The sequence below is a fragment of the Puerhibacterium puerhi genome (genome assembly GCF_009846865.1).
GTDB lineage: Bacteria > Actinomycetota > Actinomycetes > Actinomycetales > Cellulomonadaceae > Puerhibacterium > Puerhibacterium puerhi.
Genome location: NZ_WUWN01000012.1, coordinates 23,841 through 36,677 on the forward strand (window position 1 = coordinate 23,841; position 12,837 = coordinate 36,677).

At 74.7% G+C, this 12,837-nt stretch carries 11 protein-coding genes and 2 tRNA genes; 8 read left to right on the forward strand and 5 right to left on the reverse strand.

Features of this window, described 5'->3' with window-relative positions:
- Positions 1-4: 4 nt before the first annotated feature.
- Positions 5-1,996 carry a DNA primase gene (dnaG, locus tag GSF02_RS08640; RefSeq protein WP_159794773.1) on the forward strand — a complete coding sequence of 664 codons (1,992 nt, stop codon included), beginning with the start codon at positions 5-7 and terminating at the stop codon, positions 1,994-1,996.
- Positions 1,997-2,003: 7 nt separating this feature from the next.
- On the opposite strand, the gene GSF02_RS08645 is transcribed toward dnaG, so the two are convergent.
- The gene (locus GSF02_RS08645) at positions 2,004-2,618 is read right to left on the reverse strand and encodes a TetR/AcrR family transcriptional regulator C-terminal domain-containing protein (protein ID WP_201308851.1); all 615 of its coding nucleotides are present in this window, start codon (positions 2,616-2,618) and stop codon (positions 2,004-2,006) included.
- Between the two features lie 185 nt (positions 2,619-2,803).
- On the opposite strand from GSF02_RS08645, the gene GSF02_RS08650 reads away from it, so the two are divergent.
- On the forward strand, positions 2,804-3,847 hold the full coding sequence (locus tag GSF02_RS08650; RefSeq protein ID WP_235915461.1) for an NAD(P)-dependent alcohol dehydrogenase: 1,044 nt from the start codon (positions 2,804-2,806) through the stop codon (positions 3,845-3,847).
- Between the two features lie 47 nt (positions 3,848-3,894).
- Complete coding sequence (locus tag GSF02_RS08655) at positions 3,895-4,977, forward strand: DNA polymerase IV (protein ID WP_201308852.1); 1,083 nt, start codon at positions 3,895-3,897, stop codon at positions 4,975-4,977.
- A 35-nt stretch (positions 4,978-5,012) separates the two neighbouring features.
- Here the strand turns inward: GSF02_RS08655 and GSF02_RS08660 are convergent, their stop codons facing one another.
- From GSF02_RS08660 to GSF02_RS08670, 3 genes are all read right to left on the reverse strand, one after another.
- The gene (locus GSF02_RS08660; RefSeq protein WP_159794775.1) at positions 5,013-6,488 is read right to left on the reverse strand and encodes an MDR family MFS transporter; all 1,476 of its coding nucleotides are present in this window, start codon (positions 6,486-6,488) and stop codon (positions 5,013-5,015) included.
- 125 nt (positions 6,489-6,613) lie between these two features.
- A tRNA-Asn gene (locus GSF02_RS08665) sits at positions 6,614-6,686 on the reverse strand.
- Positions 6,687-6,791: 105 nt separating this feature from the next.
- A complete protein-coding gene (locus tag GSF02_RS08670; protein WP_159794777.1) occupies positions 6,792-7,304 on the reverse strand; it encodes a hypothetical protein in 513 nt (170 codons plus the stop codon).
- A gap of 42 nt (positions 7,305-7,346) precedes the next feature.
- On the opposite strand from GSF02_RS08670, the gene GSF02_RS08675 reads away from it, so the two are divergent.
- The 5 genes from GSF02_RS08675 to GSF02_RS08695 all read left to right on the forward strand — a co-directional run bounded on the left by GSF02_RS08675 (position 7,347) and on the right by GSF02_RS08695 (position 10,553).
- Entirely contained in the window at positions 7,347-7,715 is a 369-nt protein-coding gene (locus tag GSF02_RS08675) for a hypothetical protein (RefSeq protein WP_159794779.1), read from the forward strand.
- Positions 7,716-7,741: 26 nt separating this feature from the next.
- Positions 7,742-7,818, forward strand: a tRNA-Ile gene (locus GSF02_RS08680).
- A gap of 803 nt (positions 7,819-8,621) precedes the next feature.
- Positions 8,622-9,293, forward strand: a complete 672-nt coding sequence (locus tag GSF02_RS08685) for an ANTAR domain-containing protein (RefSeq protein ID WP_159794781.1) — start codon at positions 8,622-8,624, stop codon at positions 9,291-9,293.
- A gap of 79 nt (positions 9,294-9,372) precedes the next feature.
- Positions 9,373-9,858, forward strand: a complete 486-nt coding sequence (gene def / locus GSF02_RS08690) for a peptide deformylase (protein WP_159794783.1) — start codon at positions 9,373-9,375, stop codon at positions 9,856-9,858.
- A gap of 194 nt (positions 9,859-10,052) precedes the next feature.
- Positions 10,053-10,553, forward strand: coding sequence for a DUF3145 domain-containing protein (locus GSF02_RS08695; protein WP_159794906.1), 501 nt, complete (start codon positions 10,053-10,055; stop codon positions 10,551-10,553).
- Between the two features lie 104 nt (positions 10,554-10,657).
- On the opposite strand, the gene GSF02_RS18585 is transcribed toward GSF02_RS08695, so the two are convergent.
- The coding region (locus tag GSF02_RS18585) for an immunoglobulin-like domain-containing protein (protein ID WP_201308853.1) at positions 10,658-12,837 on the reverse strand (2,180 nt) is incomplete at its 5' end.

The following is a 12,837-nucleotide window of genomic DNA, read 5'->3' on the forward strand; positions in this document are numbered from 1 at the left end:
CCCCGTGGCGGGGCTGATCAAGCGGGAGGACGTGGAGGCGGTGCGCGAGCGCGCCCGCATCGACGAGATCGTCTCGCAGCACGTCACGCTCAAGGGCGCGGGCGTCGGCTCGCTCAAGGGCCTGTGCCCCTTCCACGACGAGCGCACCCCGTCCTTCCACGTGCGCCCCGGCGTGGGGCGCTGGCACTGCTTCGGCTGCGGCGAGGGCGGCGACGTCATCTCGTTCGTGCAGAAGATCGACGGGATGAGCTTCACCGAGGCCGTCGAGTACCTCGCCGACCGGGTGGGCGTCCAGCTGCGGTACGAGGACTCGCGCACCGGGTCGGCCTCCGCGCCGGCCCGCCGGGAGGAGCCCGGCCGCCGTCAGCGGCTGCTCGAGGCGCACCGCGTGGCGGCCGAGTTCTACGCCGAGCAGCTCTTCGGCCCCGGCGCCGCGGCGGGCCGCAAGTTCCTGGCCGAGCGCAGCTTCGACCGGGCCGACGCCGAGCGGTTCGGCGTCGGGTTCGCCCCGACCGGCTGGGACTCGCTGACCCGCCACCTGCAGGGCAAGGGCTTCACGCAGGCCGAGCTCGTGGCGGCCGGCCTGGTCAGCCAGGGGCAGCGCGGCGTCTACGACCGGTTCCGCGGCCGCCTGGTGTGGCCGATCCGCGACACCACCGGCGCCGTCATCGGGTTCGGCGCGCGCCGGCTGTTCGAGGAGGACCAGGGCCCCAAGTACCTCAACACCCCCGAGACGTCGCTGTACAAGAAGTCGCAGGTGCTCTACGGCATCGACCTGGCCAAGAAGGCGATCGCCCAGAGCAAGCGCGTGGTGATCGTCGAGGGCTACACCGACGTGATGGCCGCGCACCTGTCCGGCGTCGAGGTCGCCGTGGCCACCTGCGGCACGGCGTTCGGCCCGGACCACGCCCGTGTGGTGCGCCGCCTGCTCGGCGACTACTCCGCCGGCGGCGGCCTGCAGCTGGCGTCCGGCCAGTCGCTCGGCGGCGAGGTCATCTTCACGTTCGACGGCGACGCCGCCGGCCAGAAGGCGGCCGTGCGGGCCTTCGGCGAGGACCAGCGCTTCCACGCCCAGACGTTCGTGGCCGTCGAGCCGAGCGGCATGGACCCGTGCGACCTGCGCATGGCCCGGGGTCCGCAGGCGGTCAAGGCCCTGGTGGACGGGCGCGTGCCGCTGTTCGAGTTCGTCATCCGCACCACGCTGGGCGGCTACGACCTCGACACCGTCGAGGGCCGCGTCGGCGCGCTGCGCGCCGCGGCGCCGCTGGTCGCCGGCATCCGCGACCGGGCGATGCAGCTCGGCTACGCGCGCAACCTGGCGCGCTGGATCGGCATCGACACCGAGGAGGTGCGCCGCGAGGTCTCCCGCGCGGCCTCCACGCCCGGGCCGGTGCAGCGCCGCGGGCAGGACGGTCGCGGGCACGACTCCCGCGGGCAGGACCCCCGCGGCGGCCGGCCGGGCCCGGGGGAGGCCGCCGCGCCCGACGGCGGCGCGGCCGCCGCGCCCGTGCTGCCGATGCCGGACCCGCGCGACCCGGTGGCCCAGACCGAGCGGCTGGCCCTGGTCGCCGTGCTGCAGTACCCCCAGCACGTGCCGGACGCGTTCGACGCGCTGGGCGAGGACGCCTTCGGCGTGCCGGCCTGGCGCGCGGTGCACGCGGCGGTCCGCGCGGCCGGCGGCGTCGTCGCCGGGCGCGGGCTGCCCGGCGGGCGCTGGATCGAGGCGGTCGTCGAGCAGGCGCCGGCCACCGTGGCCCCGCTCGTCGACGAGCTCGCCGTGGCGCCGCTGCCCGAGGACCGCGAGGACGTCATCGCGCGCTACGTCTCCGACGTCGTGCGCGCCGTGCAGGACCTCGGGCTGACCCGCCGGATCGCCGACGCCAAGAGCCGCCTGCAGCGGCTCGACCCGGGCGCCGACCCCGACGCCTACCGGGCCGCGTTCGAGGCGCTGCTGCAGATGGAGGCCGAGCGCCGCACGCTGCGCGAGCCCGCCTGACGGGCGGTCAGTCGCCGGGCAGCGACGCCGCGAGGGCGTCGAGGATCACGCCCAGCCCGTACTCGAACTCGTCGCCGAAGTCGTAGCCGGGCTGCATGACGTGCTCGACCGCCAGCTCCGTCATGCGGGGGAAGTCCCCCGAGGAGAACTGCGCGGCGATCGCCTCGGCGACCTGCGGCGCCGAGCCGGCGTCGAACGGCAGCGCAGCCTCCTGCACCGCGAAGCCGTAGACGAACGCGTCCAGCAGCGCGTAGGCGTGCGCCGTCATCGGGACCGAGAAGCCGGCGTCGCGCAGCGTCGCCAGCACCGCCTCGTGGTGGCGCAGGTTCGCGGGCCCGGGCACCGCGCGCGACTCCAGCAGCGGCACGGCCCACGGGTGCCGGCGCAGCACGCTCCGGGCCGAGCGGGCCCGCCGCGCCAGCTCGGCCCGCCAGTCGCCGCCTGGCTCCGGCAGCTCCATCTCGCCGAACACGACGTCGACGATGCCGTCCAGGATCGCGTCCTTGCCGGCGACGTGGTGGTACAGCGACATGGGCTTGACGTCGAGCGCCTGTGCCAGCGACCGCATCGTGAGGGCCGCCAGCCCCTGCTCGTCGGCGATGGCCACCGCGCGGGCGAGCACGCGCTCGCGGGTGAGCGGGGCGCGCGGCCCCGCGGGTCCCGGGGTCGCGCCTCCCGTGCCTGCGCCCGCACTCGTCCCGTGCACCACCTGCGTTGCCCCCTTCCCGAACCGTACTTTGTCAGGCTACCGTGACTTACTAAGTACGGCTGCGCATCCCGCCCGGCCGGCGGCGCGAGGAGCGAGCGATGTCTTCCCACCTGACTTCCCAGCCGGCCTCGGGCGATCCGGCCCCCGGCCCCGCAGCCCCCGCCGCCGGCCTGGCGACGATGCGCGCCGCGGTCCGCGAGCGGTACGGGGACCCGGACGTGGTGCACCTCGGGCAGGTCCCGCGCCCGCGGCCGGGCGCCGGCGAGGTGCTCGTCGAGGTCCGCGCGGCGGGCCTGGACCGCGGCACCCTCCACCTGCTGACCGGCCTGCCGCTGCTCGGCCGCCTCGCCTTCGGCCTCCGCCGCCCGCGCGACCCCGTGCTCGGCATGGAGCTGGCCGGCACCGTCGTCGCCGTCGGCCCGAAGGTCACCCGCTTCGCCGTCGGCGACGAGGTCTACGGCACCGGCCGCGGGTCCTTCGCGGAGCTGGCCGTCGCGGCCGAGGGCCGGTTGGCCCGCAAGCCGGCCACCCTGAGCTGGGCGCAGGCGGCGGTGGTGCCCGTGTCGGGGTGCACCGCCCTGCAGGCCCTCGACCTCGCGCGGGCCGCCGCCGGCCACGACGTCCTGGTGACCGGCGCCTCCGGCGGGGTCGGCAGCTTCGCCGCGCAGCTCGCCGCGGCGCGTGGCGCGCGGGTCACCGGCGTCACGAGCCCCGCCAAGACCGACCTCGTCGCCTCGTGGGGCGTCGACGTGCTCGACCGCACCGAGCAGGACTGGGCCGACGGCACGCGCCGGTGGGACGTGGTCCTCGACGTCGCCGGCAACCCGCCGGTGTCCCGGCTGCGCCGCGCGCTGGTGCCGGGCGGCACGGCCGTCATCGTCGGCGGCGAGGAGGGCGGCCGGGTCACCGGCGGCCTGGGGCGGCAGCTCTCGGCGCTCGTGGTCTCGCCGTTCGTCCGGGAGCGGCTCGCCCTGGTGCTCGGCGCCGCCCGCGCCGCCGACCTGGACCGCCTGACCGCGCTGCTGGAGGCCGGCGACGTCGTCCCCGCGCTGCACCGCACGTACCCGCTGGCGCAGGCGGCCGAGGCGATCCGCGCGCTGGCGGCCGGGACGGTCCGCGGGAAGGTCGCGGTCGCGCCCTGAGCGCCGGACGACGTGCCGCCCGGCCGGCGGGCCGCCACACTCGTGCCATGAGCGACGGCGCCAGGGCGTGGGTGCTGCACGTCGACCTCGACCAGTTCATCGCGGCGGTCGAGGTCCTGCGGCAGCCCGAGCTGGCGGGGCGCCCCGTCGTCGTGGGCGGCCGCGGCGACCCCACGGAGCGCGCGGTGGTCTCGACCGCCTCCTACGAGGCGCGCCAGTTCGGCGTGGGCTCCGGGATGCCGCTGCGCACCGCGGCGCGCAGGATCCCGGACGCCGTCTTCCTGCCCGTGGACGCCCCGGCCTACGAGGCGGCCTCCGCGCGGGTGATGGAGACCCTGCGCGGCCTCGGTGCGGTGGTCGAGGTGCTCGGCTGGGACGAGGCGTTCCTCGGCGCGGTGACGGACGACCCCGAGGCGCTCGCCCGGCGTGCGCAGCAGGCCGTGCTGGCGGCCACCGCGCTGCACTGCTCGGTGGGCATCGGGGACAACAAGGTGCGGGCGAAGATCGCGACCGGCTTCGGCAAGCCGCGGGGCGTCTTCCGGCTCACCGCGGACAACTGGTTCCCCGTCATGGGGCCGCGGCCGACGCGCGACCTGTGGGGCGTCGGCGCCCGCGTGGCCCGCCGGCTGTCAGCGCTCGGTGTCGAGACCGTCGACCGGCTCGCCGCGGCCCCTGTCGAGGAGCTGGTGGCCGAGTTCGGGCCGCGGATGGGCCGCTGGTACGCCGAGCTGGGGCGTGGCCTCGGCCCCACGGAGGTCGACGACAGCCCGTGGGTGGCCCGCGGGCACAGCCGCGAGACCACCTACCAGCGCAACCTCACGACGCCGGGCGAGGTGGAGGCGGCCGTGCGGGAGCTCGCCGCCCAGGTCTGGCAGGACACCGCGCGCGAGGGGCGCGCGGTGTTCCGGGTGACGCTCAAGGTTCGCTACGCGCCGTTCGTCACCAAGGTCGTGGGCCGCAAGCTGCCCGCGCCCACGACGGCGCGCGACGACGTGGTGGCCGCCGCCGTCGCGCTGGCCGAGCGCCTCGAGCCGGGGCGCGAGGTGCGGCTGCTCGGCGTGCGGGCCGAGATGGTCATGCCGGACGACGGCGACCCGGTGGAGCGCACCCCGGTGCGCGGGCGGCTGTAGCGCCGTCGTCCCGCCGCGGCGTCCCGGGCCGTGGCTCAGGCGGCGGCCGGCTCGCGCGCCTCCGCCGCGATCCGGTCGCGGCGCCGCTCGGCGGCGGCGCGCCGGTCGGCCGGCATGAGCGCGGCGAACAGCAGCAGCCCCGCGGCACACGCGGCCAGCAGGCCGAACACCAGGTGCAGCGCGGACATCAGGCCCGGGCCCGACGGCGTGCCGTCGGCGCCGAGCCGGGTGTGCGCGTTGACGATCGCGCCGCAGACGGCCACGCCGACGGCCGAGCCGATCGAGCGGGCGAACATGTTGGTGCCCGTCACCGCGCCGCGCTCGTGCCCGGCGGCGGACGTCTGCGCCGCGATGAGCGTCGGCACGGCGGTCAGGCCCATGCCGGCGCCGATGACGAAGCAGAACGCGGCGACGAGCCAGATCGAGGAGCCCGACTGCCACAGCAGGGTCAGCGCCGAGCCGACGAGCACGAGGCTCGAGCCGATCACCGCGGTGAGGCGGAAGCCGATGCGCAGGTACAGGCGCCCGGAGTTCGACGCGGACAGCGGCCAGCCGAGCGTCAGGGCGGCGAGCGCGAACCCGGCCACGAGCGGCCCGACGCCGATCTCCTCCTGGGCGTAGATCGGCACGTACGTCGACAGGCCGAGCACGATGACGCCGATGAGCAGCGACGCCGCGGTCGAGGCGCCCGCCACCCGGCGGCGCAGCAGGGACAGGTCGATGATCGGGTGGGCGGTGCGCCGACCGTGCACAACGAACGCGGCCAGCAGCAGCACGGCGACCGCGAGGATCGTCACCGACGGCGCGGACCCCCACGCCCACGTGGTGCCGCCCTCCAGCAGGCCCAGGAGCAGCAGCGTGCTGCCGGTCGTCAGCAGCGCGGCGCCGACGTAGTCGATCGGCTCGCGGGTGGGCTCGTGCTGGGACTCGTGGTAGCGGCGGGCCAGCATCACGGCGGCCAGCACGGCCAGCGGCAGGTTGACCCAGAAGATCCAGCGCCAGCTCACGAACTGGCTGAAGACGCCGCCGAGGGTGGGGCCTACCACCGAGGAGATGCCCCACACGGACGCCAGGTACCCCTGCGTCTTCGCGCGCTCCTCGAGCGTGTAGATGTCGCTCGTGATGGTCATCGACACGGGCATGACGGCGCCCGCGCCGAGGCCCTGCAGCACGCGCCCGACGATGAGCACCTCCATCGTCGGTGCCGCACCGGCCACCGCCGAGCCCACGAAGAACAGCCCGATGCCGACCAGCATCAGCCGCTTGCGGCCCAGGATGTCGGCCAGGCGCCCGTACAGCGGCGTGCTGACCGCCTGCGCCAGCAGGTAGGTGGAGAACAGCCACGGGAGCTGCTCGAAGCTGCCGAGCTCGCGGGCGATGGTCGACGACGCCGTGGCGATGATCGTCGAGTCCAGGGCGACCAGCGCGGTCGAGAGCATCAGCGACAGCAGGATCGGGCCGCGCTCGGACCGCAGGCCGACACCGGAGGAGGATCGCGTGGGGGAGGGCACGAGAACAACAAGCCCCGAGCAACCGCTTCCTATTCCCCGGTCGAGGCGGTTCACCCGGTCGGGGGGCGCACGAACGGGGGGAGGAACGACGAAGGCCCGGATCCGAGGATCCGGGCCTTCCGAGGCTCCCGCGGTAGGACTTGAACCTACGACCGTCCGATTAACAGTCGGATGCTCTGCCAGCTGAGCTACGCGGGATCGCGTGGCCCCTCGTCGAGGCCGGGTAGAACTCTACCAGGCCGGTGGGGGTGCTCCGGACGGCGCGCGCCTGTGCGCCCGCTCACCCGGTCGTGCGGCGGGCGGTCACAGCGGCAGGCCGGCCGCCGCGCGCACCCGGTCCTCCGCGGCGTCGACCAGCGGTGCGACGTCGGGGGCGTCGAGGTCCACGCCCCGACCGGCGATGGCCTGGGAGAACAGCGTCCCGTCGGCGGCGCGGCGCACCGCCACGCGAGCCGAGCGCCCGCCGGGCAGCGCCACCTCCTCGGCTAGCACCACGGACCACTGCACGCGCTCGCGCACGACCAGGGGCAGCGCCGAGCGGTCGGCGTCCGCCAGCGCCAGCCGAGTGTCGGGGGCGCCGTCCACCCACTCCACGGTGAGCGCCTGGCGCTGCTGGTCGTAGGCGGCCCGGGCGACGTCCGCCCACGGTCGGCGCGTCGGCACGGCCCCGACGGCGTCGACGACTGCGATCTCCGCCGTCGTCGCCACCGCCCAGCCGCCCGGCGTCAGGGCGCTCGCGGCGAGCGGGCGCTCGCCGCGCGGCAGGGCGAGGGACGCGCGGACGGCGTCGGGGATCCTGCCGCGGCGCAACACCATGGCGCCCACGCTAGCGGCGACGTCGCCCGCCATCGTGGCGGCATGACGACGGTGGCGGCGACGTCGTGGCAGGACCGGCAGGCCGCGCGCCGCCCCCAGGTCGCGGGGAGCGTTCGACGCGCGAGGCGGGCGCCGACCGTCCAGGATCTCGGGATGGTCGTGACGCGGTTCGAGATTCTCGTGCTGGTGGATCTTGACGGCGCCGGGCCGGCATGGCACCCGGCGGGCGAGGTCGACGCCGGCGACGTCTGGTCGCTGGAGCTGCCGGGCGGCGCGCGCCGGATCGTCGTGCGCGCGGCGTCCGAGCCCCAGCAGTCCGCCCAGGTGCTCCCGTGGCCGCGCCAGGTGACGGTCGGCTCGGAGCCCCCGGCGGCGGGTGCCGTGGCCGCGACGGCGCCGGACGGCGCGTGACGGCGCTCGGGTAGGCTCACGGCCGCGCCCCGTTAGCTCAGCTGGTCAGAGCAGGAGACTCATAATCTCTCGGTCGCGGGTTCAAGTCCTGCACGGGGCACCATGCTGGCAGTTGCTCAGAGAACCCGGTCGTACCGCAGGTAGACGTAGGCGTCATCCCTCCTGAGAACCACCCCGGTGCAGACGCGACGTCGATCCAGGAGACTCCGGGCATGGCAGGCTTCCCGAGGCTCGCCGGCAGTGCTCACCGGGAGCCCTAGAGCGTCGCCGACCTCGGCTACGAGTTCATCTCCCGACCGGCTATCCGGTCCGCTCAACGGCAGTTGGCGCCAACAACCACCCGACCCACACATCATCTCGTCCGTGGCGATCGTGATGCCGGCAGGCAAGGACGGAAGGTCGGATACGGGAGGGATCGCCATGTCATCGATCTCCAGCCAGAGCACCGGGGCAACGAGGATGACCGCCGTCGCGAGCCCTGCCGACAGGACCGCTATCGCAGCGGTGGTTCTCCGGCGCACTCGGGCATCGTACGGGTGGCGATCGTGAACGACGCACCTTCCCACAGTTTCTCGGTCGCGCGTCCAGGTCCTGCACGGGGCACCATGGCGACGACGGTGCCGCCGGCGATCGCGCGGCACGGGGCCATGGCACAGCGGGCGGCCGCGGGCGTAGCGTTGCGCTATCGAGCTCGTGCGTCCGGACGGCGTCGTCGGAGGACGAGCGGGCACGTGCTCGTCCGGACGCAGGGGCCCGATCGTCGCCGACCCGGCCGCTGCGCCCACTCCCCAGCGTGCCGCCGGGTGCTGGTCGAGGCGGACTGTCCGACGCGGACCGTTCGACGACTGCGGCAAGCGGGTTGGCACCAGGCGCGGCCAGGCCCCCGGTCGCTCGAACGGACGGACCATGGCTCTTCGCGAGTCCCTGCAGGACTACACGGACCAGGCGGCCCACGCGCTGGGGCACGGCATCGACGCGTCCGTGACGGTACGCGAGCACGGGATCTTCCTGTGGGCCGCCAGCAGCGCACCGGCGGCAGCGCGATGCGACCGCACGGAGTTCGCCGCCGACGACGGGCCGTGCGTGGCGGCGATGACTCAACGGGGCATCCAGGTCGTGCCCGCGGTGGACCAGGAGTTCCGGTGGGAGGAGTGGCGCAAGCAGGCGATGCGCGAGGGGTACGTGACCGCCATGGCCGTGCCGGCCGACGTCGGCCCCGCGTCGCACGTCTCGCTCAACCTCTACTCCCGCACGCCGCAGGACTGGTCGGGCGACCTCGCCGAGATCGCCGCGACCTGCGCCCGCTACATCGCCGTGGGCGTCCAGCTGCAGCTGCAGTTCTCCAACCTCGAGGACGCGGTCGCGGGTGTGTATCGCGACATGCCGGACTCCGTCGCCGTGGAGCGCGCCGTCGGGGCGATCATGGCGAGCAACCACTGCTCGGAGCCGCAGGCCCGTCAGCGGCTGCGCGAGGCCTCCGAGCACCATCGGGTGAGCGAGCGTCGCATCGCCGAGCAGATCCTGCGCTCGCTGGCGACCGACGGTGACGGGGACATCCTGGAGGCACACCAGCCCTAGGGCATCGCTCCGTACGGTGCATCGGCGGCCCGGCTGCCCTGACCTGGCCCCGTGCCCGCACCGTGGGAGAATGCCGCCCATGGCGATGCGAGAGATCCGCGTGATCCCTGACCCCGTGCTGCGCACCGTCTGCGACGAGATCACGACGATCGACGACGGCGTGCGCGGCCTCGTCGCGGACCTCCTGGAGACCGTGGACGCCGAAGGGCGTGCAGGGCTCGCGGCGAACCAGATCGGCGTGAACCTGCGGGCGTTCTCCTGGAACATCGACGACGAGGTCGGCTACGTACTCAACCCCCGGATCGTGGAGCTCTCCGAGGAGCTGCAGGACGGCGACGAGGGCTGCCTGTCGGTGCCCGGCCTGTGGTACCCGACGTCGCGGGCGTGGTACGCCCGGGTCGAGGGGATCGATCTCGACGGCAATACGATCGAGGTTGAGGGCACCGGCCTCATGGCCCGCTGCCTGCAGCACGAGGTGGACCACCTCGACGGCCACCTGTACCTGGACCGCCTCGAGCGCAGCGTGCGCAAGAAGGCGATGCGGGAGTTGCGCGAGCGGCTCTGACGCGGCATCTGCGCAACGAAGTCCAGTTTTTCCCCTTTGTCATCTCGCGCGAGGGGCCGTACTCGGGCAGGATGTCGCCTGGACAGACGGAGTGTGGAGCTGCACGGAGCGAGAGCACCGCAGGTGACGCGGCCGGCGTGGCCGACCTGATCGAGGACGTAGGGGAAGACGGACCTCGAACCAGGGAGGAAGACATGGCCGGTGCCATCACGCGCGGTGTGCTTTTCGTGCACTCCGCACCGCGTGCCCTGTGCCCCCACATCGAGTGGGCAGCAGGGAACGTCCTCGGAGCGCGCGTGTCGCTGGACTGGACACCCCAGCCGGCTGGCCGCGGGCTCTATCGTGCTGAGTACTCCTGGCAGGGCGTCCAGGGCTCGGGTGCGCGGCTCGCCTCGGCGCTGCGCGGGTGGGACCACCTGCGCTACGAGGTGACGGAGGACGCCAGCCACGGGGCCGACGGCGGGCGCTGGTCGCACACGCCGGATCTCGGCGTGTTCCATGCCACGACCGACGTGCACGGCAACGTCGTCGTGCCCGAGGACCGGGTGCGCGCCGCGCTGGAGCTCGCTCACGACCCGCAGGCGATGCGCGACGCGCTCGACCTCGCGCTCGGCACCGCGTGGGACGAGGAGCTGGAGCCCTTCCGGTACGCCGGGGCCGGGGCTCCGGTGCGCTGGCTGCATCGGGTGGGCTGACGGAGGTCGGCGTTCGGGCCCGACCGAGACGCGATGAGTACGCGACCAGCACGCGCGAGGGGCTGTCGGCCGTGGTGGCCGACAGCCCCTCGCGCTGTCTCCGTCTAGGACAGGTCCCGGAGGCGTCGCCGTGCGACGACGCCGGCCGCGCCCCCGAGGAGCAGCAGGACGGCGAGCGCAGCCAGCGGCGCCGACGCCTCCGCACCCGTCTGCGCGAGCACGGCGCGGGGACCTCCCAGGTGAGCCTGAGCCTGCGTGGTGAGCATCCCTCCGGGCGTCCTGAGGAGGGAGGTGCCCCCGACCCGATCGGTGTGGGCGCCGCCGAGCGGCCCGGTCGTGGGAATGGTGCCGTCGCCGGTCGGCCGGGCGCCGCCCGAGCCGGTGACATCGTCCCCGGCGTTGCCGGGGTCGGGGTTGGTGCCGGCGTTGCCGGGGTCGGGGTTGGTGCCGGCGTCGCCGGGGTCGGGGTTGGTGCCGCCGTCGCCAAGGTCGGTGCCGGTGGTCTCGGTGACGGTGATGGTGCGGGTGATGGTGGTGGTCTGGCCGGCGGTGTCGGTGACGGTGTAGGTCAGCTCGTAGGTGCCGGGGGTGGTGGTGTCGACCTCGCCGGTCACCTCGATGCTGGAGGTGAGGTCGCCGTCCTCGGCGTCGGTCGCGGTGACGCCGGCGAGCGGGTCGAACGCGGCGCCCTGGGGCACCTCGGTGTCGTCGACGCCGACGATGACGGGCGTGGTGTTGCCCGGGTCGCTGCCCGGGTCACCGTCGTCCCCGGGCTCGCCGTCGCCGTCGCCGTCGCCGTCGCCGTCGCCGGGGCCGATGCCGGCGGTGACGGTGATGGTGCGGGTGACGATGGTGGTCCGGCCGTCCGAGTTGGTGACGGTGTACGTCAGCTCGTAGGTGCCGGGGGTGGTCGTGTCGACGGTGCCACTGACCTCGATGCTGCCCGTCAGATCGCCGTCCTCGGCGTCGCTCGCGGTGATGCCGGCGAGCGGGTCGAAGTCCGCGCCCTGAGGTACCTCGGCGTCGTCTGCGCCGACGATGGCGGGCGTGGTGTTGCCCGGATCGGTGCCTCCGTCACCGGGGTTGGTGCCGGGATCGCCGTCGCCGTCGCCGGGATCGGTGCCGGGGTTGCCGTCGCCGGGGTCGGTGCCGGGGTTGCCGTCGCCGGGGTCGGTGCCGGTGGTCTCGGTGACGGTGATGGCGCGGGTGATGGTGGTGGTCTGGCCGGCGGTGTCGGTGACGGTGTAGGTCAGCTCGTAGGTGCCGGGGGTGGTGGTGTCGACCTCGCCGGTGACCTCGATGTTGGAGGTGAGGTCGCCGTCCTCGGCGTCGGTCGCGGTGACGCCGGCGAGCGGGTCGAACGCGGCGCCCTGGGGCACCTCGGTGCTGTCCGCACCGCTGATCACGGGAGCCGTGTTGACCGGTGTCGGATCGGCGGCCTCCGTGACGACGACGGTGCGGGTGACGGTGGTGGTCTGGCCGGCGGTGTCGGTGACGGTGTAGGTCAGCTCGTAGGTGCCGGGCGTGGTCGTGTCGACGGTGCCGCCGACCTCGATGCTGCCCGTCAGATCGCCGTCCTCGGCGTCGCTCGCGGTGACGCCGGCGAGCGGGTCGAACGCGGCGCCCTCGGGCACCTCGGTGCTGTCCGCACCGCTGATCACGGGAGCCGTGTTGACCGGGTCGGGGTTGCCGTCGCCAGGGTCGGTGCCGGTGGTCTCGGTGACGGTGATGGTGCGGGTGATGGTGGTGGTCTGGCCGGCGGTGTCGGTGACGGTGTAGGTCAGCTCGTAGGTGCCGGGGGTGGTGGTGTCGACCTCGCCGGTCACCTCGATGCTGGAGGTGAGGTCGCCGTCCTCGGCGTCGGTCGCGGTGACGCCGGCGAGCGGGTCGAACGCGGCGCCCTGGGGCACCTCGGTGTCGTCGACGCCGACGATGACGGGCGTGGTGTTGCCCGGGTCGCTGCCCGGGTCACCGTCGTCCCCGGGCTCGCCGTCGCCGTCGCCGTCGCCGTCGCCGTCGCCGGGGCCGATGCCGGCGGTGACGGTGACGGTGCGGGTGACGGTGGTGGTCTGGCCGGCGGTGTCGGTGACGGTGTAGGTCAGCTCGTAGGTGCCGGGCGTGGTGGTGTCGACCTCGCCGGTGACCTCGATGCTGCCCGTCAGATCGCCGTCCTCGGCGTCGCTCGCGGTGACGCCGGCGAGCGGGTCGAACGCGGCGCCCTGGGGCACCTCGGCGTCGTCCGCGCCGGTGATGACCGGGGCGGCGTCGTCCGGCTCGGGGTCGC

Coding starts and splice junctions, on each gene's coding strand:
- GSF02_RS08650 (WP_235915461.1), top strand. CDS start 2,804: ATGTCTTCCCACCTGACTTCCCAGCCGGCCTCGGGCGATCCGGCCCCC.
- GSF02_RS08655 (WP_201308852.1), top strand. CDS start 3,895: ATGAGCGACGGCGCCAGGGCGTGGGTGCTGCACGTCGACCTCGACCAG.
- GSF02_RS08670 (WP_159794777.1), bottom strand. CDS start 7,304: ATGGTGTTGCGCCGCGGCAGGATCCCCGACGCCGTCCGCGCGTCCCTC.
- GSF02_RS08675 (WP_159794779.1), top strand. CDS start 7,347: ATGACGACGGTGGCGGCGACGTCGTGGCAGGACCGGCAGGCCGCGCGC.
- GSF02_RS08685 (WP_159794781.1), top strand. CDS start 8,622: ATGGCTCTTCGCGAGTCCCTGCAGGACTACACGGACCAGGCGGCCCAC.
- def (WP_159794783.1), top strand. CDS start 9,373: ATGGCGATGCGAGAGATCCGCGTGATCCCTGACCCCGTGCTGCGCACC.
- GSF02_RS08695 (WP_159794906.1), top strand. CDS start 10,053: ATGGCCGGTGCCATCACGCGCGGTGTGCTTTTCGTGCACTCCGCACCG.